The organism is Geobacillus sp. Sah69, assembly GCF_001414205.1.
In the GTDB taxonomy this organism is placed as follows: Bacteria; Bacillota; Bacilli; order Bacillales; family Anoxybacillaceae; genus Geobacillus; species Geobacillus stearothermophilus.
Window position 1 is genome coordinate 19,729 of the sequence record NZ_LLKS01000035.1, and the last position, 21,829, is coordinate 41,557.

The 21,829-nt window shown below is 54.6% G+C and carries 27 protein-coding genes; 26 read left to right on the plus strand and 1 reads right to left on the minus strand.

Features of this window, described 5'->3' with window-relative positions; all coding sequences use genetic code 11:
* Positions 1-28 precede the first annotated feature (28 nt).
* The 7 genes from sleB to rpsA all read left to right on the plus strand — a co-directional run bounded on the left by sleB (position 29) and on the right by rpsA (position 5,848).
* Positions 29-823 (plus strand): spore cortex-lytic enzyme, encoded by a 795-nt coding sequence (gene sleB, locus AP057_RS08950; protein WP_055358570.1) that lies wholly within the window; start codon positions 29-31, stop codon positions 821-823.
* Positions 824-838: 15 nt separating this feature from the next.
* Complete coding sequence (ypeB, locus tag AP057_RS08955) at positions 839-2,182, plus strand: germination protein YpeB (protein WP_055358571.1); 1,344 nt, start codon at positions 839-841, stop codon at positions 2,180-2,182.
* Positions 2,183-2,303: 121 nt separating this feature from the next.
* Positions 2,304-3,014 (plus strand): flagellar brake protein, encoded by a 711-nt coding sequence (locus tag AP057_RS08960; protein ID WP_055358600.1) that lies wholly within the window; start codon positions 2,304-2,306, stop codon positions 3,012-3,014.
* On the plus strand, positions 3,011-3,190 hold the full coding sequence (locus AP057_RS08965) for a YpfB family protein (RefSeq protein ID WP_033010533.1): 180 nt from the start codon (positions 3,011-3,013) through the stop codon (positions 3,188-3,190). The genes AP057_RS08960 and AP057_RS08965 overlap by 4 nt, the downstream gene beginning before the upstream one ends.
* A gap of 96 nt (positions 3,191-3,286) precedes the next feature.
* Entirely contained in the window at positions 3,287-3,961 is a 675-nt protein-coding gene (cmk, locus tag AP057_RS08970) for a (d)CMP kinase (protein WP_033010534.1), read from the plus strand.
* Positions 3,958-4,545 carry a 1-acyl-sn-glycerol-3-phosphate acyltransferase gene (locus tag AP057_RS08975; RefSeq protein ID WP_033010535.1) on the plus strand — a complete coding sequence of 196 codons (588 nt, stop codon included), beginning with the start codon at positions 3,958-3,960 and terminating at the stop codon, positions 4,543-4,545. Before cmk ends, AP057_RS08975 begins: the two co-directional genes overlap by 4 nt.
* Positions 4,546-4,684: 139 nt before the next feature.
* Positions 4,685-5,848 carry a 30S ribosomal protein S1 gene (gene rpsA, locus AP057_RS08980; RefSeq protein ID WP_033013987.1) on the plus strand — a complete coding sequence of 388 codons (1,164 nt, stop codon included), beginning with the start codon at positions 4,685-4,687 and terminating at the stop codon, positions 5,846-5,848.
* Between the two features lie 93 nt (positions 5,849-5,941).
* Here rpsA and AP057_RS16310 read toward each other — a convergent pair whose 3' ends face one another.
* Positions 5,942-6,076: a YpzI family protein gene (locus AP057_RS16310; protein ID WP_064502497.1), complete on the minus strand. Its 135-nt coding sequence runs from the start codon at positions 6,074-6,076 to the stop codon at positions 5,942-5,944.
* Positions 6,077-6,193: 117 nt separating this feature from the next.
* Here AP057_RS16310 and AP057_RS08985 point away from each other — a divergent pair, with 117 nt between their 5' ends.
* The 19 genes from AP057_RS08985 (at position 6,194) to aroH (ending at position 21,700) form a co-directional block, all read left to right on the plus strand.
* Positions 6,194-6,790, plus strand: coding sequence for a hypothetical protein (locus AP057_RS08985; protein ID WP_033013988.1), 597 nt, complete (start codon positions 6,194-6,196; stop codon positions 6,788-6,790).
* Entirely contained in the window at positions 6,787-7,689 is a 903-nt protein-coding gene (locus tag AP057_RS08990) for a YIEGIA family protein (protein WP_033013989.1), read from the plus strand. Before AP057_RS08985 ends, AP057_RS08990 begins: the two co-directional genes overlap by 4 nt.
* The gene (locus AP057_RS08995; protein WP_033010543.1) at positions 7,679-7,864 is read left to right on the plus strand and encodes a hypothetical protein; all 186 of its coding nucleotides are present in this window, start codon (positions 7,679-7,681) and stop codon (positions 7,862-7,864) included. Before AP057_RS08990 ends, AP057_RS08995 begins: the two co-directional genes overlap by 11 nt.
* A 210-nt stretch (positions 7,865-8,074) precedes the next feature.
* Positions 8,075-9,385 (plus strand): ribosome biogenesis GTPase Der, encoded by a 1,311-nt coding sequence (gene der, locus AP057_RS09000; protein ID WP_049624815.1) that lies wholly within the window; start codon positions 8,075-8,077, stop codon positions 9,383-9,385.
* A gap of 45 nt (positions 9,386-9,430) precedes the next feature.
* Positions 9,431-10,462: an NAD(P)H-dependent glycerol-3-phosphate dehydrogenase gene (locus AP057_RS09005; protein WP_033013991.1), complete on the plus strand. Its 1,032-nt coding sequence runs from the start codon at positions 9,431-9,433 to the stop codon at positions 10,460-10,462.
* Between the two features lie 180 nt (positions 10,463-10,642).
* Positions 10,643-10,846 carry a DUF2768 domain-containing protein gene (locus tag AP057_RS09010; protein ID WP_049624816.1) on the plus strand — a complete coding sequence of 68 codons (204 nt, stop codon included), beginning with the start codon at positions 10,643-10,645 and terminating at the stop codon, positions 10,844-10,846.
* Between the two features lie 18 nt (positions 10,847-10,864).
* Positions 10,865-11,587 (plus strand): hypothetical protein, encoded by a 723-nt coding sequence (locus AP057_RS09015; protein WP_033013993.1) that lies wholly within the window; start codon positions 10,865-10,867, stop codon positions 11,585-11,587.
* Between the two features lie 161 nt (positions 11,588-11,748).
* Positions 11,749-13,227 (plus strand): stage IV sporulation protein A, encoded by a 1,479-nt coding sequence (gene spoIVA / locus AP057_RS09020; RefSeq protein WP_055358572.1) that lies wholly within the window; start codon positions 11,749-11,751, stop codon positions 13,225-13,227.
* Between the two features lie 547 nt (positions 13,228-13,774).
* Positions 13,775-14,047: an HU family DNA-binding protein gene (locus tag AP057_RS09025; RefSeq protein WP_008879623.1), complete on the plus strand. Its 273-nt coding sequence runs from the start codon at positions 13,775-13,777 to the stop codon at positions 14,045-14,047.
* Between the two features lie 132 nt (positions 14,048-14,179).
* Positions 14,180-14,746, plus strand: a complete 567-nt coding sequence (folE, locus tag AP057_RS09030; protein ID WP_033013996.1) for a GTP cyclohydrolase I FolE — start codon at positions 14,180-14,182, stop codon at positions 14,744-14,746.
* Positions 14,747-14,759: 13 nt separating this feature from the next.
* Complete coding sequence (gene mtrB / locus AP057_RS09035) at positions 14,760-14,984, plus strand: trp RNA-binding attenuation protein MtrB (RefSeq protein WP_033013997.1); 225 nt, start codon at positions 14,760-14,762, stop codon at positions 14,982-14,984.
* Positions 14,985-15,045: 61 nt separating this feature from the next.
* Positions 15,046-15,876 carry a heptaprenyl diphosphate synthase component 1 gene (locus AP057_RS09040; protein WP_049624818.1) on the plus strand — a complete coding sequence of 277 codons (831 nt, stop codon included), beginning with the start codon at positions 15,046-15,048 and terminating at the stop codon, positions 15,874-15,876.
* Positions 15,877-15,880: 4 nt separating this feature from the next.
* Complete coding sequence (gene menG / locus AP057_RS09045; RefSeq protein ID WP_033013998.1) at positions 15,881-16,585, plus strand: demethylmenaquinone methyltransferase; 705 nt, start codon at positions 15,881-15,883, stop codon at positions 16,583-16,585.
* A 15-nt stretch (positions 16,586-16,600) separates the two neighbouring features.
* Positions 16,601-17,563: a heptaprenyl diphosphate synthase component II gene (gene hepT, locus AP057_RS09050; protein WP_033009740.1), complete on the plus strand. Its 963-nt coding sequence runs from the start codon at positions 16,601-16,603 to the stop codon at positions 17,561-17,563.
* 98 nt (positions 17,564-17,661) lie between these two features.
* On the plus strand, positions 17,662-18,111 hold the full coding sequence (gene ndk / locus AP057_RS09055) for a nucleoside-diphosphate kinase (RefSeq protein WP_044744929.1): 450 nt from the start codon (positions 17,662-17,664) through the stop codon (positions 18,109-18,111).
* Between the two features lie 72 nt (positions 18,112-18,183).
* Complete coding sequence (locus tag AP057_RS09060) at positions 18,184-18,954, plus strand: protein-glutamate O-methyltransferase CheR (protein WP_055358573.1); 771 nt, start codon at positions 18,184-18,186, stop codon at positions 18,952-18,954.
* A 99-nt stretch (positions 18,955-19,053) separates the two neighbouring features.
* Positions 19,054-20,220, plus strand: coding sequence for a chorismate synthase (gene aroC, locus AP057_RS09065; RefSeq protein WP_047819336.1), 1,167 nt, complete (start codon positions 19,054-19,056; stop codon positions 20,218-20,220).
* Between the two features lie 2 nt (positions 20,221-20,222).
* A complete protein-coding gene (gene aroB, locus AP057_RS09070; RefSeq protein WP_055358574.1) occupies positions 20,223-21,320 on the plus strand; it encodes a 3-dehydroquinate synthase in 1,098 nt (365 codons plus the stop codon).
* Positions 21,320-21,700 carry a chorismate mutase gene (gene aroH / locus AP057_RS09075; RefSeq protein ID WP_033010070.1) on the plus strand — a complete coding sequence of 127 codons (381 nt, stop codon included), beginning with the start codon at positions 21,320-21,322 and terminating at the stop codon, positions 21,698-21,700. Before aroB ends, aroH begins: the two co-directional genes overlap by 1 nt.
* The last annotated feature ends 129 nt before the right edge of the window (positions 21,701-21,829 follow it).

A 21,829-nucleotide genomic window follows, 5' to 3' on the forward strand; every position in this document is an offset into this window, starting at 1 on the left:
ACGGCGATGGTTGACGGGAGGTTTGCATATGACAAGGAAATTGGTCATGCTCATGTTGATCGGCCTGATGACATGGATGCATCCGGCCGGCCATGCGGCTGCTTTTTCCCCGCAGGTGATTCAGCGTGGCGCGGTTGGCGACGATGTCATTGAATTGCAGGCGCGGCTGCAGTATCTCGGCTTTTACAACGGAAAGATTGACGGCGTGTTCGGCTGGCGCACGTATTGGGCGCTGCGCAACTTTCAATACGAATACGGGCTGCCGGTCGATGGTCTGGCCGGCGCCGAGACGAAACGAAAGCTCGTGAACGCATCGAAATATTACGAGTCGTTTGTGAAAGAGCAAATCCGTCAAGGAAACGAGTTCACCCATTACGGCGGCATTCCGCTCAGCCAGCAGGTGAAAAAGCGCGGCGGAGGCGGCAGGCGAACGGTGAAAACGACAGCATCCAATGTGCCGAAAGGGTTTTCGCAAAATGACATTCGACTCATGGCGAATGCTGTCTACGGCGAGGCGCGCGGTGAGCCGTACATCGGGCAAGTAGCCGTCGCGGCCGTCATTTTGAATCGGATCGAACACCCGTCGTTTCCGGACACGGTTGCCGGGGTGATCTTTCAGCCTGGGGCGTTCACCGCAGTGGCCGACGGACAAATTTGGCTGACGCCGAACGAAACGGCGAAAAAAGCGGTGCTCGATGCCATCAACGGCTGGGACCCGACCGACGGGGCCATTTACTACTTTAATCCGGCGACGGCGACAAGCGCTTGGATTTGGAGCCGGCCGCAAATCAAGCGAATTGGAAACCATATTTTTTGCAAATAAAAGGAGGGAGACGAGATGGTGCGAAACTTACTGATTGCAGCGCTTGTCGTCGCTGTCGTCGGCACTGGTTACTGGGGCTACCGCGAGCATCAAGAGAAAAATGCGATCTTGATTCATACGGAGAACAACTATCAGCGCGCCTTTCACGATCTGGCCTATCAAATTGACTTGCTTCACGATAAACTGGGCGCCACGCTGGCGATGAACTCGCATGCGTCATTGTCGCCGGCGCTCGCTGAAATATGGAAAATTGCCTCGGAAGCCCATTCCGATGTCGGCCAGCTGCCGCTGTCGCTTTTGCCGTTTAACAAAACGCAAGAATTTTTGTCGCAAATCGGTGAATTCACCTACCGGACCGCAGTGCGTGATTTGCAAGAGGAGCCGTTGACAAAAGAAGAGTATAAGACGCTGCAAGGGCTGTATAAAAGTGCCGGGGCGATCCGCCAAGAGCTGCGCAATGTGCAGCATTTAGTCTTGGAAAACAATTTGCGCTGGATGGACGTCGAACTGGCGCTGGCAACGAACGATCAAAAAGAAGACAACATCATCATTGACGGCTTCAAAGCGGTTGAAAAAAATGTTGATACGTTCTCAAGTTCGTCCGAGTTTGGTCCGTCATTCATCGGCCTGGCCAACGAGGAAAAAGGATTCGTCCGCGCGAAGGGCCGCCCGGTTTCCAAAGATGAAGCAAAGCGGATCGCACGCGATTTTCTCGGCTTGAAAGGAACGGAGAAGATCAAGGTGACGAAAAGCGGCAAAGGGGCCGACGAACGCTTTTACAGTTTGACGATTCACGATCCGAAAACAAAAGGCGATATTTACATGGATATAACGAAAAACGGCGGCTATCCAATTTGGGTGTTAAACAGCCGGCCGGTTGGCAAACCGACGATCAGCCTGCATGAGGCGGCCAACCGCGGAATGGCGTTTTTGAAGCGGCACAAATTCACCGGGTTTGAGCTGTATGACAGCACACAGTACGATAACGTCGCCGTGCTCACGTTTGTGAAAAGCGAAAACGGCGTCCGCATCTACCCGGAAGCGATCCAAATGAAAGTGGCGCTTGACAACGGCCATGTCGTCGGCTTTACGGCGCGCGACTATTTGTCGTCGTCCATCCCGCGCCCGCTGCCGAAACCGGCGATCACTGCCGAAGAAGTGAAGAAAAAGTTGAATCCGCATCTAAAGGTAATGGAACAGCGCCAGGCGGTCATTATGAACGACTTGCAAAAGCCAGTGCTTTGCTACGAGTTTTTAGGGACGCTCGGTGATGATACGTATCAGCTGTTTATGAACGCGTCAACCGGCATAGAGGAAAAAGTGGAAAAGCTTGAAAGCGTCGAACCGAATTACGAATGAAAACAGAGGGAGGCCTGAGACCATGGCTTCCTTTTTGTTTCCGTCCGCCTCAAGCGCCCACTCTGTGGTATAATGATCGTACAAAAACGGCATCCAGCTGAAAAGGGGAAGCGGAAACATGATGATCAAAATTGGGGATCCGATTCGGCTTGAGCCGCTTGATGGCTCGGCACGCCAATACCGAAGCAAAGTGCTTGCCGTCGATGGCGGGGCGATCCATATTGGCTACCCCGTTGACGAGCAGACGGGAAAAACAGTGTATTTGTTAAACGGGATGCAGTTTAAGGCAAGTTTTGTCAGCCAAGAAGGAGCGTTATACATGTTTGACACCGAGGTAAAAGGGAAAGTGCATGATCCGTTGCCAATGGTGGTCTTGGATTACCAAGGCGACGAATATGTCATCCGCATTCAGCGCCGCCGCTATGTGCGGGTGAGAGCGAATGTTGACGCTGCCGTCCACCCGCTTGGTGGAGGCGAGTTTGCCCCGTTTGTGACGATGACAGCCGATATTAGCGCAGGCGGGGCCGCTCTTTACATTCCGATGACGCACGCGCCGCTTCTGCGCCCCGGCATGTCAGTCGAGCTTTGGCTCGTGCTGACGATGCGCTCCGGCGACTGTCATTATGTGCGCACGAAGGCGACGGTCGTCCGCATGGCTGTCGACGAGCACAGCGGGGCGAGAATGGCGGTCGAGTTTGCCGGCCTCGCCTCGCAAGATCGCGTCCAGCTCATCCGCCACAGCTTCGAACGGCAGCTTGAAGAGAAGGGAATAAATAAGGCGACGGCGTGGAATACTGCTAGAAAAAACGGAAGGCGGGGTTGTTCGTCATGAAGCGGATCGAAGAGCTGTTATGGAAGCTTGTCGCGATTCAGGCGATTTGTCTGCTCATCGCCCAATGGCTTGTTCTGTACACGCCGGCGGCGCTTTATATCGGCAAAGTATATGAGTATGAGGGAGTCGCCAAGCCGACAAAAACAGAAACGATCGAAACGGCCGTCGACCGCTGACGGCGGATATGGTACAATGAACATGAGAATATGCAGGAGTTTCCTGCATTTTTCTTTGTGCCCTGATCAAATGATTTAGACAAAGCAGGAGGAACTATGAAACAACGGATTAACATCGCCATTGACGGACCTGCGGCAGCCGGAAAAAGCACGGTTGCCAAACTGATCGCCCGACGCCTCTCCTACGTGTATATTGATACGGGCGCGATGTATCGCGCGCTGACGTACCGGGCGCTCCAATGCGGCGTCGATGTCCATGATGAGCAAGCGCTCTTGTCGCTCCTTCGCCATACGCATATTGAACTGCAGCCTTCGCCGCAAGGGCAGCTCGTGTTTGTCAACGGCGAAGACGTCACGGACATCATTCGCGGCGAGGCGGTGACGAATGCGGTGTCGTTCGTCGCCCAGCATCCGCTGGTGCGCGAGGAGATGGTCGCCCGCCAGCGCGCCATGGCCAAAGGCGGCGGCGTCGTCATGGATGGGCGCGACATCGGAACGAACGTGCTGCCGAATGCCGAGGTGAAAATTTTCTTAAAAGCTTCGGTTGAGGAGCGGGCGCGGCGCCGGCATGAGGAAAACATCGCCCGCGGCTTTCCGTCCGACTTTGAAACGTTGAAAGAAGAGATCGCCCGCCGCGACCGCCTTGACTCGGAACGGGAAACGGCGCCGCTGCGCAAGGCGCCGGATGCCGTGGAAATCGACACGACGTCGTTGTCGGTCGAAGAAGTGGCGGCGCGCATTATGGAAGTTGTCAATGAAAGGATTGGATGACGGTGGATTTTTATTCCTTCGCCAAAGGAATCGTCAAAGGAGTGCTCACCCCTTTGTACCGTATTCAAACGATCGGGGTTGACCGCTTTCCAAAAGAAGGCGCGGTGCTTCTTTGCGCCAACCATATCAGCAACCTAGATCCGCCGGTCGTCGGCATTACGGCGCCGCGGCCGATTCGGTTTATGGCGAAAGAAGAATTGTTTCGCGTTCCGGTGGTGAAAACGCTCGTCAAAAACTTGCACGCGTTTCCCGTAAAGCGCGGCATGAACGACCGCCAGGCGTTGCGCATAGGGCTTGAGGTGCTGAAACAAGGCGAAGTGCTCGGCATTTTTCCCGAGGGGACGCGCAGCAAAGATGGCCGGCTGAAAAAGGCGCTGCCCGGCGTCGGCTTTTTCGCTTTGCGCACCGATGCGGCTGTCGTTCCATGTGCGATCATTGGCCCGTACCGGCCGTTTGTGCCGCTCAAAGTCGTGTACGGGGCGCCGATTGATATGGCGCCGCTGCGCGCGCGGAAGGCGAGCCCGGAGGAGGCGGCCGACTACATTATGGATCATATCCGCCAACTGCTTGAACAACATCAGTAAGCATTATAGTACATGTTGATTGAGAAAATATGGTATACTAATTAGAAAAGCGTCCTTATTTTGCCGACAGCCGGCCGCGGCCTCGGCGCGAGTCGCGCTTTTGGCAGGATCGCCAGTCGATGAAGGAGGGGTTTTTACGATGACAGAAGAAATGAATGTGCAAGTGAATGTGTATGGAGTGGGCGATATCGTCCGCGGCAAAGTGGTGAAGCTTGAGGACAAGCAAGTGCTTGTCGAAGTCGAAAACAGCAAGCAAAATGGCATCATCCCAATCAGCGAGCTGTCGAATTTGCATATCGAGAAGCCGAGCGATGCCGTTGCTGTTGGGGATGAAGTGACGGCGAAAGTCAAAAAAGTGGAAGAAGGCAAAGACGGGGAAGAAGGGCTGCTCATTTTATCGAAAAAGGCAGTCGATGCCGAGCGGGCGTGGGAAGAGCTTGAGCGCAAGTTCGCAAACGGCGAGGCGTTCGAAACGGTCATCAAAGACATCGTCAAAGGCGGGCTTGTCGCCGATGTCGGCGTGCGCGGCTTCATTCCGGCGTCGCTTGTTGAACCGCACTATGTTGAAGATTTTTCCGATTACAAAGGAAAAACGCTCGCCGTCAAAGTGGTGGAGCTTGACCGCGAGAAAAACCGCGTCATTTTGTCACACCGCGCTGTTGTTGAGGAAGAGCAAGAGCGGCAGCAGAAAGAGCTGCTTTCCCGCATTGAGCCGGGCCAAGTGCTCGAGGGCGTCGTCCGCCGCATTGCCGATTTCGGCGTCTTTGTCGATGTCGGCGGGTTTGATGGGCTCGTACATATTTCCCAGCTTTCCCATACGCGTGTCGCCCATCCGTCCGAGGTGGTGAAAGAAGGCGATGCGGTGAAAGTGAAAGTGCTGGCCGTCGACCCGGAGAACGGGCGTCTGTCATTGTCCATCAAAGAGGCGCTTCCGGGTCCGTGGGAAGGCATCAGCGAAAAAGTGAAGCCGGGCGATGTCGTCACCGGGACTGTGAAGCGGCTTGCTTCATTTGGCGCGTTTGTGGAGATTTTCCCGGGCGTCGAAGGATTGGTCCACGTATCGCAAATTGCCAACCGCCGCATCGGTTCGCCGCATGAAGTGCTGAAAGAAGGCGATGAAGTGAAAGCGAAAGTGCTCGATGTCAACGAGGCCGAGCACCGCATTTCCTTAAGCATCCGCGCGCTGCTTGAGGAAGAAACGGCCGCTCCGGCGGAAGATTACAGCCAGTATACGAAAACGGCGGAATCGCGCGGCTTCCAGCTCGGCGAAGTGATCGGCGAGCAGTTGAAAAAATTGAAATAACCTAAGTGTAAAAAAAGGGTGTCCGAGAAAGGCCGGAACACCCTTTTCTTATTATGATCGCGTATAGCGAGGTTTTCCACAGGCGGCGCGTTGTTACTGCCCGTTCCGTTCGCGCGCTTCTTCCGGCGTATCAAGCCGGGCTGCGCCTTTGTAGGCGAATGACTGGTCGCGGTCGGACTCGACGCGCCGCGATTGTTTCAGCTTTTTCTCCTGACGGTCTTTTCCCATACACCCCGCTCCTTTCTTGATGAATATCATTTTTACTATGACCAGGCGTTCTTTTTTCTATGCATGAATGAACGGCCATAAAAGATGACATAATGGACATAATAAGGGGTGGAAAAGATGGAAGGGACTTATTTTTATCTCTTTTTTTGGTTCATATGGATTGTCGCCACCTTTTTGATGAAAAAGACGGGCGAACGGACGAGGCTGGCGGCGTTCGCTCTTGTGATGATCAGTTCCGCGTCGTTGACGGTGGAAATCGGTGTTGTCCGCGCCACGTTGGCGTTTTTCGTTCTTTTTTTATGTTCATGTTATGCGGCCATCGAGCGGCGGCCATGCCGCCTTCCGTTTCTGGCGCTGTCGGCGTCCGGCTTGGCGTTTGCCTATGCCGCCTTCCGCCTGCTTGCCTTGTTTGATCCGGTTTGGATTTGGCTTGACGGCCAGTGGATGCTCGCTTGGTGGCTCGTTATCGTCAGCAGTTTGTTTCATCGCCGCTTTGCCGCCCGCCTTCTTTGTCTGGCGTTTGGCGGCTGCCAAGGGGAAGCGGTATACGCCATGGCCATTCACCGCATGGCGCCCGACTATGTGCTCGGTTCGTTCTCGTTTTTCGACGCGGCGGCGATCAGCGCGTCGTGTTTGCTTATTTGGGAAATGATCCGCTTCCTGTCGCTTCAGCTCGAGGAAAAACGGCCTGTAAGGAGGGCGAGACAGTCGTGAACGAATATACGTTTCCCATTTTATACGGTGTCGCTGTCGGAGTGCTGACCCGCCTTTATTTGTTGCGCACCGATTACCGGCAGTATCCGACATACTTGCACGGGCGGACGATCCATATCGCATTGGGGGTGATCGCTGCCGGTCTAGGGACGGTCGCCGTGCCGGCGATCATGGAAAAGGAGTTTGCCGCCATCACGTTTTTGGCGTTGGCCGCCTCACAGTTTCGCGATGTGCGCAACATGGAGCGCAACACGTTGAACGAGCTTGACCAGTATGAATTAGTGCCGCGCGGAAAAACATACATTGAAGGCATTGCGATTGTGTTTGAAGGGCGGAACTATTTGGTCATTTTCGTTTCGTTTTTATCGACTCTTTTTTATTTAGTGTGGAACGTTTGGGCGGCGCTCGCGGCCAGCGCCATCGGCATGATGGTGGCGCGGCGATTTATGAGCGGGAGCCGGTTGAAAGATATCGCCGATGTGAAATATGTCAAACCCCATTTTGAGGGGGCAGGGCTGTATGTGGACAACATTTACATTATGAATATCGGCTTGCCGGCGCGGAGGGAAGAAATTTTGCGCTACGGGATGGGGTTTATTTTGACGCCGAAAAACTTCAACGCCCGAACAACGATCGCCAACCTTGGGCAGCGGCAGGCAATTTTGCACGATGTGTCGACGGCGCTCGGCATTTACCGCGACTCCGGGACGCCGGCGCTCGTGCCGCTCGCCAAACGTGATTTAAACGACGGGCGCGTCGGCATTTTCATTTTGCCGCAAGTGGAGGATATCGAGAAGGCGAAAGCGGTCATTGAGAATGTTCCGGTGTTGGAGAGCGCGATCCGCATGCCGGGCGAGCGGCGTTGGAAACGGAGAGGGGGCAGCGGTGATGACGCATGAAAAAATGATTTTGGCGGTCATTACGATCAACGGTGAAGCCGTCGCTGGGGGTGCGCCGATCTTTGTTTGCCGCACGAAGGAGGAGATGGAGCGAATCGCCGCCAATTTGGAGGCGATTTTGGACGGCATCGCCCATGAGCTCAGCGACGGGCTGCTTGTGATCGTCAAGCATTAGGCGGTTGTTGGGTGTTTCACTTTTTGATAAAATAAAGCAGTTGCAGCACGTTTTGGTTCATCGCCCAGCGCCTTCCCCGCTTTTCAAGCCGGGTGGGCGGCAAAGGCGCGGATCGCCCAAGCGTGCTTGGCAGGGATGGATGTCTGGTCTGGAAAAAGGCGCCTCTTCAAGAGCAAACGAAATAAAAATGAGGATCAAAAGGGTGGTAGCATGGCAAATCCAGTTGTAGCGATTGTCGGCCGTCCGAATGTGGGGAAATCAACGATTTTCAACCGCATTGTCGGAGAGCGCATTTCCATTGTGGAAGACGTGCCTGGGGTGACGCGCGACCGCATTTACAGCAGAGCCGAATGGCTGAACCATACATTTTACTTAATCGACACCGGCGGCATCGACATCGGCGATGAGCCGCTGCTTGTGCAAATTCGCCAACAGGCGGAAATCGCCATCGATGAGGCGGATGTTATCATCTTTATGACGAACGGCCGCGACGGTGTGACTGCGGCTGATGAAGAGGTGGCCAAGCTGCTCCGCCGGTCGAACAAGCCCGTCGTGCTAGCCGTGAACAAAATCGACAATCCGGAAATGCGTGATTTGATTTACGACTTTTACGCGCTTGGATTCGGGGAGCCGTATCCGATTTCCGGGGCGCACGGGACGGGGCTTGGCGATTTGCTTGACGCCGTCGTCCGCCATTTTCCAAAAAGGGCCGCCGAAGAGTATGAAGAGGACGTGATTAAGTTTTGCCTCATCGGCCGTCCGAATGTAGGCAAATCGTCGCTTGTCAACGCCATCTTAGGGGAAGAGCGGGTCATTGTCAGCGACATTGCCGGGACGACAAGGGATGCGGTGGACACGTCGTTTGTGCGTGAAGGGCAGGAATATGTTATTATTGATACGGCAGGAATGCGCAAACGCGGAAAAATTTACGAAAGCACGGAAAAATACAGCGTGCTGCGCGCGTTGCGGGCCATTGAACGGTCGGATGTCGTTCTTGTCGTGCTAAACGCCGAAGAAGGCATTCTCGAGCAAGATAAAAAAATCGCTGGCTATGCGCATGAAGCCGGGCGCGGGGTGATTCTCGTCGTCAACAAATGGGACGCCATCGAAAAGGATGACAAAACGATGGCTGAATTTGAGCGGAAGATTCGCGACCACTTCCCATTTTTGGACTATGCCCCGATTTTATTTGTGTCGGCGAAGACGAAACAGCGGCTCCATAAGCTGCTGCCGCTCGTGCAGCTTGTCAGCGACAACCATGCGATGCGCGTTCAGACGAACGTGCTCAATGAAGTCATTATGGATGCGGTGGCGATGAACCCGACGCCGACGCATAACGGCAAGCGCTTGAAAATTTATTATATGACGCAAGTCGCCGTCAAGCCGCCGACGTTCGTCGCCTTTGTCAACGATCCGGAATTGATGCACTTTTCGTACGAACGATTTTTGGAAAACCGCATCCGCGATGCGTTTGGCTTCGAGGGTACACCGATCAAAATCATCGCCCGCCCGCGGAAATAAGAAAAGCGGAAGGCTGCGACAATCGGATAAAGGAAGTGGGAAACGATGGAGAACATCGCTGTATTGGGCGCAGGAAGCTGGGGGACGGCGCTGGCGCTCGTTCTGGCTGACAACGGGCACCGCGTTCGGCTTTGGGGGCAGCGGGCTGAACAGATCGAGGAAATCAACCAACGGCGGACGAATGAAAAATATTTGCCGGGCGTCCGCCTGCCGGAAGCGATCATCGGTTATCATGATCTTTGCGCTGCGCTCGACGGCGTGTCCGTAACGGTGCTCGCTGTGCCGACAAAGGCGATCCGCGGCGTGCTGCAAAAAGCGCGCGCGTGCCTGGCGGCGCCGGTCACCGTGGTCGCCGTCAGCAAAGGCATCGAGCCGGGGACGCACAAGCGCGTATCGGAAATTGTCGCTGAGGAAATGGGCGAATGGCTGGAAGACGTTGTCGTTCTTTCGGGGCCGAGCCATGCGGAAGAAGTGGTGCTCCGCCATCCGACGACGGTGGCGGTGTCATCGCCGAATATGGAAGCGGCGCAGCGCATTCAAGATCTATTTATGAACCATCACTATTTCCGCGTGTATACGAACCCGGATTTAGTCGGTGTCGAAGTCGGCGGGGCGCTGAAAAACATCATCGCCTTGGCCGCCGGCATCAGCGACGGGCTCGGCTACGGGGATAATGCGAAAGCAGCCCTCATCGCAAGAGGGTTGGCCGAGATTGCCCGGCTCGGCTGTGCGCTCGGCGCCAACCCGCTCACCTTTTCCGGGCTGGCCGGAGTCGGCGACTTGATTGTCACGTGCACAAGCACCCATTCCCGCAACTGGCGGGCCGGTTATATGCTTGGCCAAGGAAAAAAACTTGACGAGGTGCTCGAAAGCATGGGGATGGTTGTCGAAGGGGTGCGGACGACAAAAGCGGCGTACGAGCTGGCGGGAGAACTCGGCGTCAAAATGCCGATTACCGAGGCGCTCTATGAAGTCTTGTTCGAAGGGAAAGAGCCGAAAGAAGCAGTCGATTCGCTCATGGCGCGCGGAAAAAAGCAGGAAATGGACGATGTCATAAACATTTTTGCCGAGCCGTAACGCTGAAAATAGGCGGATGGCGGTACAAGTCGTCCCTGTTTTGCATACAATATGACGAACCATCATCGGCTTGAGCTTCCGGAAGGGTATAAGGTGATGCTGAAGTAAAGAAAGCCCCGCTTTACTTCAGCTTTTTTTATGGCGATGATATAATAGTTGTCGAAAAAAGGAGGAACACGTATGTCACCGGCTTTAGCGAAAATGTGGATCGCCATCGCCTCAATGGTGTTCATGTTTATTTCCGTCGGTTTCATTTATTTGAGCCGCTACAAGCTCAAGATTCGCTGGCTTCGCTTTTTGCTGGCGGTTATCGCTTACGTCCTGTTGATTCTCGCTGGCATCATCATTATTTTTGTCGTGTTCAGCGGACCGACGCAGCAATAGGCAAAGGATGGAGGAACTATGAAATGGATTGCTCGCTTTCTTTTAGCCTGTTTGTTTCTCGTGCCGCTTTCCGGCTGCTTGTATCCGCAAGAGCGGCTTAAGCAAAACCAAATTCCATACAAAGACCAAGTAGCGGCCGTCCAATCGGCGGTTGACGAATACCGGAAGGCGACCGGCGGATTGTTGCCGATCAAGACGCGCGACATGAAAACACCGATGTATTTAAAATATCCGGTTGACTTTCAAAAGCTCGTTCCCCGCTACATGCAGGAACCGCCGGGAAACGCCTATGAAAGCGGGGGTGTTTTCCAGTATATGATCATCGATGCGGAAACGAACCCGACGGTCAAGCTTCTTGACCTGCGTCTCGCTGAGCGCATCCGCGATTTGAAGCTGCGGCTTTCGATGTATACGGATCGGCACGGTTATCCGCCATTTCAAGATGTCGTCGCACCGGGCGTATTTACGCTCGATTACAAAAAGCTCGGCTATAAAGAGCCGCCTTATGTCGTCAGCCCGTTTTCCGGCAACAACTTGCCGTTTGTCATCGACGGGAATGGAGAAATTTACATTGACTACCGTTCTGATTTGTATGCGGCGTTGAAAAAATATCCGCACCACTACAAGCCGGGTGACGATATTCGCCCGATTTTGACCGACCATTCGCTGTTCGTGCCGGCGTACTCCCTTCCGTACACGATCGACGCCAAGACGAACGAGCCGATTTTTTTCACGAAATGAGTCATCATCCCTTCTCTGGAAAAATACATTCTAGAGAAGGGATTTTTATTTATGGCTTTTAGTCATAACCGAATCGGACAACATCATATGCATATAGTGTCCGACTATGCTAGCTCATTCCAATGTTTCTTATAACGACCGAAAGACTGGAGGGGAGTCATTTGGAAAAGGTCGATATTTTTAAAGATATCGCCGAGCGGACCGGCGGCGACATTTACTTAGGGGTCGTCGGTGCTGTCCGCACCGGGAAATCGACGTTTATTAAGCGGTTTATGGAGCTTGTCGTCATTCCGAACATTAAAAACGAAGCCGACAAGGCGCGCGCCCAGGACGAACTGCCGCAAAGCGCCGCGGGCAAAACGATCATGACGACGGAGCCAAAGTTCGTGCCCAACCAGGCGGTGACGGTGAAAGTCGACGAGGGGCTTGAAGTCAACATCCGTCTTGTCGACTGCGTCGGCTATGCTGTTTCCGGCGCGAAAGGGTACGAAGACGAAAACGGGCCGCGGATGATCCACACGCCTTGGTATGAAGAGCCGATCCCGTTCCAAGAGGCGGCGGAAATCGGGACAAGAAAAGTCATCCAAGAACATTCGACGATCGGGGTCGTCATCACAACGGACGGCACGATCGGGGAAATTCCGCGCCAAGCCTATGTAGAAGCGGAAGAACGGGTCATTAGCGAGCTCAAAGAAGTCGGCAAGCCGTTCATTATGATCGTCAACACCGTTCGGCCGCACCATCCGGAAACCGAGGCGCTTCGCCGCGAGCTCGCCGAAAAGTACGACATTCCGGTGCTCGCCATGAGTGTGGAAAGCATGCGCGAAGCCGACGTGTATAACGTGCTTCGTGAAGCATTATATGAATTCCCGGTGCTTGAAGTGAACGTCAACTTGCCGAGCTGGGTGATGGTGCTGCGCGAAGATCATTGGCTGCGCGAAAGCTATCAAGAAGCGGTGCGCGACACCGTCAAAGACATCAAACGGCTGCGCGACGTCGACCAGGTTGTGCAGCAGTTTGCCGAGTACGATTTCATCGAAAAAGCGGCGCTTGCCGGCATCGAAATGGGGCAAGGGATCGCCGAAATTGACTTGTATGCACCGGATGAGCTGTACGATCAAATTTTAAAAGAAATCGTCGGCGTCGAGATTCGCGGCAAAGACCATCTGCTTCAGCTCATGCAAGACTTCGCCCATGCGAAAGCGGAATATGACCAAATCGCCGACGCGCTGAAAATGGTCAAACAAACCGGCTACGGCATCGCTGCGCCCGCTTTGTCTGACATGAGTCTTGACGAACCGGAAATCATCCGCCAAGGGTCGCGCTTTGGCGTCCGCCTCAAGGCGGTGGCTCCGTCAATCCATATGATCAAAGTCGACGTCGAATCCGAATTTTCTCCCATTATTGGAACGGAAAAACAGAGCGAAGAGCTTGTCCGCTATTTGATGCAAGATTTTGAAGACGATCCGCTGTCGATTTGGAACTCCGACATTTTCGGCCGTTCGCTCAGCTCGATCGTCCGCGAAGGCATTCAGGCGAAACTCGCGCTCATGCCGGAAAACGCCCGCTACAAGCTGAAAGAAACGCTTGAACGCATCATCAACGAAGGCTCCGGCGGCCTCATCGCGATTATTTTATAGAAAAGCGGCGGCGAGCCGGAGCTAGACAATAAGAAAAGCGGAGGCGTCGAGATTTGCTCCCCCGGTCGGGGGCTTTTTTTTGTTTTTTTGAATCATGGATCTTTCACGGGGGAAAAATCGTTGAAACCCTTGAGAAATAAGGATTGGCACTTGATTATGCGCATGGCGTTATGGTAATCTTTTATCTGAAATCGTTGTTTTGGTGAAATATGCCTAAAATTGGCCGCTTTGGCGAAAAAAATGTTGAATTATCGCGATAAATTGGTTAAGATTAGGCATGTCACTGCATCTTGGCGGAATCAAGGCAGTTCCGCCTAAAAGCGGCGGGCGGCGCTGAACGGTCAAGGGGACGCTTCCATCGGCGGCACGGGCGCATGTTCTGTCAGTCTTTCTGAACGAAGGCAGAATCATTGGCTGCACCGGTGCGACGCCTTTCATGCGCCGGCCTTTTCGCCGCCGAAGCCGTCAACGTCTATGTATAGAAAAGCAGAAAAGTGTGCACAAATGGTAGTAAACAAGAACAGCTCCTTGGGAGGAGGTGAATGACATGAACAAGACGGAATTGATCAACGCGGTAGCCGAAACAAGCGGTCTTTCCAAAAAAGATGCAACAAAAGCCGTTGATGCGGTATTTGACTCGATTACAGAAGCGTTGCGAAAAGGCGATAAAGTGCAATTAATCGGCTTTGGGAACTTTGAAGTGCGCGAGCGCGCCGCCCGGAAAGGACGCAACCCGCAAACGGGCGAAGAAATGGAAATTCCGGCGAGCAAAGTTCCTGCATTCAAACCGGGTAAAGCGTTAAAAGATGCCGTAAAATAAGCCTACATAGCTGAGGCAGGAGCTAGGAGGAAAGGGCTGGTGTTGCACCGCCCTTCTTTTTTGTTTTTTTTTGCTCTCTATGTTAGAATCGGATTACATGCAGTTTTTCTAATGCAGGAGGATGTTGTTTGCATGCCGGAGATCAATTTTGCGCAAATTGAATATGCAGTCCGCTTGATTTTGGAAGCGATTGGGGAAGACCCAAACCGTGAGGGGCTTGTCGACACGCCGAAACGAGTGGCGAAAATGTACGCCGAGGTGTTCGCCGGACTGCACGAAGACCCCAAGGAGCATTTTCAAACCGTATTCAGCGAGGAACATGAGGAGCTTGTGCTCGTTAAAGATATTCCGTTTTACTCGATGTGCGAGCACCATTTAGTGCCGTTTTTCGGCGTTGCCCACGTCGCCTACATCCCACGGGAAGGAAAAGTAACCGGGCTAAGCAAGCTCGCCCGGGCGGTCGAAGCGGTGGCGCGCCGCCCGCAGCTACAGGAGCGCATTACGGCGACAGTCGCCGATTCGATCGTCGAAGCGCTCGAACCGCACGGGGTGATGGTCGTCGTCGAGGCGGAACATATGTGCATGACGATGCGCGGCGTGAAAAAGCCGGGGGCGAAAACGGTGACAACGGCAGTGCGCGGCGTGTTTGAAACGGATGTTGCCGCCCGTTCGGAAGTGCTTTCGCTCATTAAAGCATAAGGAGGGGGAAAGGATGTATACGAACAGCGACTTTGTTGTCATTAAAGCGCTTGAAGACGGAGTGAACGTCATTGGATTGACGCGCGGGGCGGATACACGGTTCCATCATTCGGAAAAGCTCGATAAAGGCGAAGTGTTGATCGCCCAGTTTACAGAGCACACGTCGGCGATTAAAGTGAGAGGCAAGGCGTATATTCAAACGCGCCATGGCGTCATTGAGTCGGAAGGGAAAAAGTAAGTTGGCAAATGTCTAGCAAACTAGAGCGTTTTCGACAAAATTATGTTATAATGAGTCCGTTATGGTGGTGCGGATATTTTCGGGGACAAGGGTGGTTCATGTGGATGACATCACGGTGAAATTGGCGTCATTGAAAGAACAAATTGAGCAGCTGCTCCATCACCCATATTTGCGCGAGCATTTGCCGGCGCCGGCGATCGATGAAGATCGCCTGCTGCTCTCGCTGTCAATGCTCGATGGCGCTTCAACGGCGCCGAGTGAGGCGGAGCGGTGCATCATCGCCATGATGCTCATGCAGATCGCCCTTGATACCCACGATGAGGTGACAGATGACGGCGGCGACTTGCGGGCGCGGCAGCTTGTCGTCCTGGCCGGCGACTTGTACAGCGGGCTGTACTATGAGTTGTTGGCGCGTTCGGGCGAAACGGCGCTCATCCGCTCGTTCGCCGAGGCGGTCCGCGATATTAACGAGCAAAAAGTGCGGCTTTACGAAAAAAAAGTAGAGCGGATCGAGTCGTTGTTTGCGGCGGTCGGCACGATCGAATCGGCGTTGCTTGTCAAGCTCGCCGACCGCATGGCGGCGCCGCAGTGGGGGCAGTTTGCCTATTCGTATTTGCTGATGCGGCGTCTGCTGCTCGAGCAGGAAGCGTTCATCCGCACGGGAGCTTCGGTGCTCTTTGAGCAAATGGCGCAAATCGCGTTCCCGCGCGCGAAAACGTTGACGAAAGAGCAAAAGCGGCATTTGCTCCGCTTTTGCCGCCGCTATATCGACGGCTGCCGGGAGGCGCTGTTTGCGGCGAAACTGCCGGTCAACGGCCTGCTGCAGCTCCGCGTGGCCGAGCTTTCCGGCGGGTTTCAAGCCATCGCCAAAAAGACGGTGGAAGAAGGGTAGAACGATGCATCAATCGAAAGAAGAGCGAGTCCATCGCGTATTTGAAAACATTTCTGCGCATTATGACCGGATGAACTCCGTCATCAGCTTCCGCCGCCACTTGAAGTGGCGCAAAGACGTGATGCGGCGGATGAATGTGCAAAAAGGCAAAAAAGCGCTCGATGTGTGCTGTGGGACGGCTGACTGGACGATCGCCTTGGCGGAGGCGGTCGGTCCGGAAGGGAAAGTGTACGGCCTTGATTTCAGCGAAAACATGCTGAAAGTCGGCGAACAGAAGGTAAAAGCGCGCGGGTTGCATAATGTGAAGCTCATTCACGGCAATGCGATGCAGCTGCCGTTTCCTGACAATTCGTTCGATTATGTGACGATCGGCTTCGGTTTGCGCAACGTCCCTGACTATATGACCGTGCTTAAGGAAATGCACCGGGTGACGAAGCCGGGCGGCATAACCGTCTGCCTGGAAACGTCGCAGCCGACGTTGTTCGGGTTTCGTCAGCTTTACTATTTTTACTTCCGGTTTATTATGCCGCTGTTTGGCAAGCTGCTGGCGAAAAGCTATGAGGAGTACTCGTGGCTGCAGGAATCGGCGCGCGAGTTTCCGGGGCGGGACGAGCTGGCCGAGATGTTCCGCGCCGCCGGTTTTGTCGATGTCGAGGTCAAACCGTACACGTTTGGCGTGGCGGCGATGCACTTGGGCTATAAACGGTGAGTTAAGGTGAACAACATGAAGTTAAAGGCGATGTATTCGTTTTTAAGCGATGATTTAGCGGCGGTCGAAGAGGAGCTTGAGCGGGCGGTTCAGTCGGAATACGGGCCGCTTGGGGAAGCGGCGCTCCATCTGTTGCAGGCGGGCGGAAAGCGGATCCGTCCCGTTTTTGTCTTGCTTGCCGCCCGCTTCGGCCAATATGACCTTGAGCGGATGAAGCATGTTGCCGTTGCGCTCGAGCTCATTCATATGGCTTCGCTCGTCCACGACGATGTGATCGACGACGCCGATTTGCGCCGCGGCCGGCCGACGATCAAGGCGAAATGGAGCAACCGGTTCGCCATGTACACAGGGGATTATTTGTTTGCCCGCTCGCTCGAACGGATGGCGGAGCTCGGCAACCCGCGCGCCCATCAAGTGTTGGCGAAAACGATCGTGGAAGTGTGCCGCGGGGAAATTGAGCAAATTAAAGACAAGTACCGGTTTGATCAGCCGCTGCGCACGTATTTGCGGCGCATCCGTCGGAAAACGGCGCTGCTCATCGCCGCGAGCTGCCAGCTTGGCGCCCTCGCTGCCGGCGCGCCGGAGCCGATTGTGAAGCGGCTGTACTGGTTCGGCCATTATGTCGGCATGTCGTTTCAAATTACCGACGACATTCTCGATTTCACTGGGACGGAGGAACAGCTCGGCAAACCGGCCGGAAGCGACTTGCTGCAAGGAAACGTCACCCTTCCTGTGCTGTATGCCTTGAGCGATGAGCGGGTGAAGGCGGCCATTGCAGCTGTCGGTCCGGAAACGGACGTTGCGGAAATGGCGGCGGTCATTTCCGCCATTAAGCGGACGGACGCCATTGAGCGGTCGTATGCGTTAAGCGACCGTTACCTTGACAAGGCGCTTCACCTTCTTGACGGACTGCCGATGAATGAGGCGCGCGGCCTGTTGCGCGACCTCGCCCTTTACATCGGGAAAAGGGATTATTAACGCTTTCAAGGACGTTGTTGCCAATGCCGCGAAACAATGATACTATGGTGGTTGGGAATCCGTTTCCTAGTACATACGACAGTAGGGGTGGAGAATGAATGGCAGAACGGACATTTTTAATGGTAAAGCCAGACGGGGTTCAGCGCAATTTGATCGGCGAAATTGTTTCGCGCTTTGAGAAAAAAGGCTTCCAGCTTGTTGGCGCGAAGCTGATGCAAGTGTCGCGCGAGCTGGCTGAGCAGCACTATGCCGAACATAAAGAGCGTCCGTTTTTCGGCGAGCTTGTCGACTTTATTACATCCGGGCCGGTGTTTGCGATGGTGTGGGAGGGCGAAAATGTAATCGCCGCCGCCCGGCAAATGATGGGGAAAACGAACCCGCAGGAAGCCGCACCGGGCACGATTCGCGGCGACTTCGGCTTGACGGTCGGCAAAAACGTCATTCACGGCTCCGATTCCCCGCAAAGCGCGGAACGCGAGATCAACCTGTTTTTCAAAGAAGAAGAGCTTCTCCACTATACAAAACTGATGAACGAATGGCTCTATTAACAAAAAGACCGGCCGCCCATCGGCCGGTTTTTGCCGTTTTTGTACATTGACAGGAGAGAGGAACAGGGGAAGATGGACGATTATGCGCAATTCATTGCCAAAGTGAAGCGAAAAACCGGCATTGACTTATCGCTATATAAGGAAGCCCAGATGAGGCGGCGTTTGGCGTCGTTGTACATGAAAAAAGGGCTAAAGAGCTTTGCCGAGCTGTTTGCAGCGATGGAAAAAGACTTGTCGCTCTGGCATGAATGTCTTGACCGGATGACGATCAACGTGTCCGAGTTTTATCGCAACGCCAAACGATGGGAGGTGCTTGAACGCGTCATTTTGCCGCGGCTGTTGACGAAACATCCGCGCCCGAACGTGTGGAGCGCCGCCTGCTCAACCGGCGAGGAGCCGTACACGCTCGCGATGGTGCTCGCAAAACGATTGCCGCTTCACCGCGTGTCGGTGTTGGCGACCGACATTGATGATAATGCGCTCGCCCGCGCGCGCCTCGGCTTGTACAGCGAACGGTCGCTTGTAGAGTTGCCCGAGGAAATGAGAAAAAAGTTTTTTACGAAAGAAGGCGAGTATTATAAAATAGACGAAAGGCTGAAACAAACGGTCAAGTTTCAAAAGCACAACTTGCTCGCGGATCCGTTTCCGCGCAACATGGATTTGATCGTTTGCCGCAACGTGCTCATTTATTTCACTGAAGAGGCGAAGCAGATGCTGTATCGGAAATTTCATGATGCGCTCCGGCCCGGGGGCGTGCTGTTTGTGGGGAGCACGGAGCAAATTTTTAACCCGTCCTTATACGGTTTTGAAGTCGAGGAGACGTTTTTTTATCGGAGAAAATAGCGGGTGCCGCGCTCTTTTTTTACAGAAACTATTTTCATTTTTCAAATTTATGATATATTTTTACATAAACGCGTTAAAGAGCTGAAGGGAGAGACAAACATGCGCTACTTGACAGCAGGGGAGTCGCACGGGCCGCAATTGACGGCGATTTTGGAAGGAGTGCCGGCTGGGCTTGAGCTGCGCGCCGAGCATATCAACAAGGAGCTGGCGCGCCGGCAAAAAGGGTATGGGCGCGGGCGGCGCATGCAAATCGAAAAGGACGTGGTGAATATCACCGCCGGCGTCCGGCACGGGAAAACGCTCGGCTCGCCGATTGCGCTGGTTGTGGAAAACCGTGATTTTAAACATTGGCAAACGATTATGGCCGTTGAACCGATCGATGATGAAACGGAGATCAAACGAAAAGTGACGCGTCCGCGCCCGGGTCATGCCGATTTAAACGGCGCCCTGAAATACGGACATCGCGATATGCGCAATGTGCTTGAACGCTCATCGGCAAGGGAAACGACGGTGCGCGTGGCGGCCGGAGCGGTGGCGAAGCGCATTTTGGAGGAAGTGGGCATCCGCGTCGCCGGGCATGTCATCGAAATCGGCGGGGTGCGCGCAAAGAAGCTTGATTACCGCTCCCTGGAGGAATTGCAAAATGTGACAGAAGAGTCGCCGGTGCGCTGTTTTGATCCGGAAGCGGGACAAAAAATGATGGAAGCGATCGATTTGGCAAAGAAAAACGGTGATTCGATCGGCGGCATCGTCGAAGTGATTGTCGAAGGCGTTCCCGCCGGGGTCGGCAGCTACGTTCATTACGACCGGAAGCTCGATGCGAAAATCGCGGCGGCGATCGTCAGCATTAACGCCTTTAAAGGCGTCGAATTCGGGATCGGGTTTGAAGCGGCGCGCCGCCCGGGAAGCGAAGTGCACGACGAAATCATTTGGAGCCCGGAACAAGGCTTTTCGCGCCGGACGAACCGCGCCGGCGGCTTTGAAGGCGGGGTGACGACGGGGATGCCGATCGTCGTGCGCGGTGTAATGAAGCCGATTCCGACGCTGTACAAACCGCTGCAAAGCGTCGACATCGACACGAAAGAACCGTTTGCGGCAAGCATCGAGCGGTCGGACAGCTGCGCTGTGCCGGCGGCGAGCGTCGTTGCCGAAGCGGTCGTCGCCTGGGAAGTGGCGGCGGCGATCGTCAGCCAGTTCGGGCAAGACCGGATCGATTTGATTAAAGAAAACATCGAGCGCGCCCGCCGCTATGCAAAGGAGTTTTAACGATGATCGAACGGACGATTGAAACGGCGACGAAGCAATACCCGCTCCTCTTAGGCGACGGAGCGGTCCGCGCGTTGCCGTGCCTGCTTCGGGCGCTCTCCTGCCCGCCGGGGACGAAGATGTTGATCATCACCGACGATGTGGTGGCGCCTCTTTATTTGGATGAAGTGCGCGCCACGCTTGCCGCTGCCGGTTATGATGTGTATGCCTACATCATTCCAAACGGCGAGGCGGCGAAGTCGTTTGACAACTATTACGCCTGCCAGACGGCGGCTCTTCAGTGCGGCCTTGACCGCCGCTCGCTCATTGTCGCGCTTGGCGGCGGCGTCGTTGGCGATTTGGCCGGATTTGTGGCCGCCACCTATATGCGCGGCATCCGCTACATTCAAATGCCGACGACGCTTTTGGCCCACGACAGCGCCGTCGGCGGCAAAGTCGCCATCAACCATCCGCTTGGCAAAAATATGATCGGCGCTTTCCACCAGCCGGAAGCGGTCGTCTATGATACCGCCTTTTTGCGCACGCTGCCTGAGCGCGAGCTCCGTTCAGGATTTGCCGAGGTGATCAAACATGCGCTCATCCGCGACCGCCGCTTTTACGACTGGCTGCGCGCAGAAATCAAGACGCTCGCCGACTTGCAGGGCGGCAAGCTCGCCTATTGCATTGAAAAGGGCATTGATATTAAGGCGTCCGTCGTGCGTGAAGATGAAAAAGAAACCGGGGTGCGCGCCCATTTGAATTTCGGCCATACGCTCGGCCATGCGCTCGAGAGCGAGCTCGGCTACGGCGTGCTGACCCATGGGGAGGCGGTGGCGGTCGGCATGCTGTTTGCCATCTTGGTCAGCGAGCGGCTTTACGGCCGGTCATTTGCCGAGCACCGCTTTGCCGAATGGTTCGCTGCGTACGGCTTTCCGGTTTCGCTCCCCGACGGGCTGGCGCCTCACCGGTTGCTCGAGAAAATGAAAGGCGACAAAAAGGCGTACGCTGGGACGGTGCGGATGGTTCTTTTGCGTGAAATCGGCGATGTGGAAGTCGTGGAACTCGAAGATGACAAGCTGCTCGCGTGGCTGTGCGAGTTTGCTGGACAGGGGGGAGAGTGATGATCCGCGGCATTCGCGGGGCGATTACAGTGGAGCGAAACGAGGCCGGAGAAATTATAGCGGCAACGGAAACGTTGCTGCGCGAAATGGTCCGCGCCAACGATGTTGCCGCCCATGACGTTTCGTTCGTGCTCATTTCCGTCACTGACGACATCACGGCTGCGTTTCCGGCTCAAGCTTTGCGCCGCCTTGACGGCTGGACGTACGTGCCTGTCATGTGCACGCGAGAAATTCCAGTGCCCGGTTCGCTGCCGCGCTGCATCCGCGTCATGATGACGGTGGAGACAGACAAACGGCAAGATGAGATTTGCCACGTCTATTTAAAGGATGCAGCCATGCTGCGGCCGGATTTGTCGTTGACAAAAAAAACAGAAATGTAATATAGTTAAAATAACTTCTTTGCCCGCCGCCGGCGGGCTGCCAGAAGCCGAGCAAGAGCTGAGAACGAGTGCAGGGTAGATGAGAATGAGCGAGTTTAGCTGAGGTGAGCATTGATTCCCTTTTGCTTG

Excerpts from the sequence above, each read along its gene's own strand:
- sleB (WP_055358570.1), top strand. The coding sequence starts at position 29 with ATGACAAGGAAATTGGTCATGCTCATGTTGATCGGCCTGATGACATGG.
- ypeB (WP_055358571.1), top strand. The coding sequence starts at position 839 with ATGGTGCGAAACTTACTGATTGCAGCGCTTGTCGTCGCTGTCGTCGGC.
- AP057_RS08960 (WP_055358600.1), top strand. The coding sequence starts at position 2,304 with ATGATCAAAATTGGGGATCCGATTCGGCTTGAGCCGCTTGATGGCTCG.
- AP057_RS08965 (WP_033010533.1), top strand. The coding sequence starts at position 3,011 with ATGAAGCGGATCGAAGAGCTGTTATGGAAGCTTGTCGCGATTCAGGCG.
- cmk (WP_033010534.1), top strand. The coding sequence starts at position 3,287 with ATGAAACAACGGATTAACATCGCCATTGACGGACCTGCGGCAGCCGGA.
- AP057_RS08975 (WP_033010535.1), top strand. The coding sequence starts at position 3,958 with ATGACGGTGGATTTTTATTCCTTCGCCAAAGGAATCGTCAAAGGAGTG.
- rpsA (WP_033013987.1), top strand. The coding sequence starts at position 4,685 with ATGACAGAAGAAATGAATGTGCAAGTGAATGTGTATGGAGTGGGCGAT.
- AP057_RS16310 (WP_064502497.1), bottom strand. The coding sequence starts at position 6,076 with ATGGGAAAAGACCGTCAGGAGAAAAAGCTGAAACAATCGCGGCGCGTC.
- AP057_RS08985 (WP_033013988.1), top strand. The coding sequence starts at position 6,194 with ATGGAAGGGACTTATTTTTATCTCTTTTTTTGGTTCATATGGATTGTC.
- AP057_RS08995 (WP_033010543.1), top strand. The coding sequence starts at position 7,679 with ATGACGCATGAAAAAATGATTTTGGCGGTCATTACGATCAACGGTGAA.
- der (WP_049624815.1), top strand. The coding sequence starts at position 8,075 with ATGGCAAATCCAGTTGTAGCGATTGTCGGCCGTCCGAATGTGGGGAAA.
- AP057_RS09005 (WP_033013991.1), top strand. The coding sequence starts at position 9,431 with ATGGAGAACATCGCTGTATTGGGCGCAGGAAGCTGGGGGACGGCGCTG.
- AP057_RS09010 (WP_049624816.1), top strand. The coding sequence starts at position 10,643 with ATGTCACCGGCTTTAGCGAAAATGTGGATCGCCATCGCCTCAATGGTG.
- AP057_RS09015 (WP_033013993.1), top strand. The coding sequence starts at position 10,865 with ATGAAATGGATTGCTCGCTTTCTTTTAGCCTGTTTGTTTCTCGTGCCG.
- AP057_RS09025 (WP_008879623.1), top strand. The coding sequence starts at position 13,775 with ATGAACAAGACGGAATTGATCAACGCGGTAGCCGAAACAAGCGGTCTT.
- folE (WP_033013996.1), top strand. The coding sequence starts at position 14,180 with ATGCCGGAGATCAATTTTGCGCAAATTGAATATGCAGTCCGCTTGATT.
- mtrB (WP_033013997.1), top strand. The coding sequence starts at position 14,760 with ATGTATACGAACAGCGACTTTGTTGTCATTAAAGCGCTTGAAGACGGA.
- AP057_RS09040 (WP_049624818.1), top strand. The coding sequence starts at position 15,046 with ATGGTGGTGCGGATATTTTCGGGGACAAGGGTGGTTCATGTGGATGAC.
- menG (WP_033013998.1), top strand. The coding sequence starts at position 15,881 with ATGCATCAATCGAAAGAAGAGCGAGTCCATCGCGTATTTGAAAACATT.
- hepT (WP_033009740.1), top strand. The coding sequence starts at position 16,601 with ATGAAGTTAAAGGCGATGTATTCGTTTTTAAGCGATGATTTAGCGGCG.
- ndk (WP_044744929.1), top strand. The coding sequence starts at position 17,662 with ATGGCAGAACGGACATTTTTAATGGTAAAGCCAGACGGGGTTCAGCGC.
- AP057_RS09060 (WP_055358573.1), top strand. The coding sequence starts at position 18,184 with ATGGACGATTATGCGCAATTCATTGCCAAAGTGAAGCGAAAAACCGGC.
- aroC (WP_047819336.1), top strand. The coding sequence starts at position 19,054 with ATGCGCTACTTGACAGCAGGGGAGTCGCACGGGCCGCAATTGACGGCG.
- aroB (WP_055358574.1), top strand. The coding sequence starts at position 20,223 with ATGATCGAACGGACGATTGAAACGGCGACGAAGCAATACCCGCTCCTC.
- aroH (WP_033010070.1), top strand. The coding sequence starts at position 21,320 with ATGATCCGCGGCATTCGCGGGGCGATTACAGTGGAGCGAAACGAGGCC.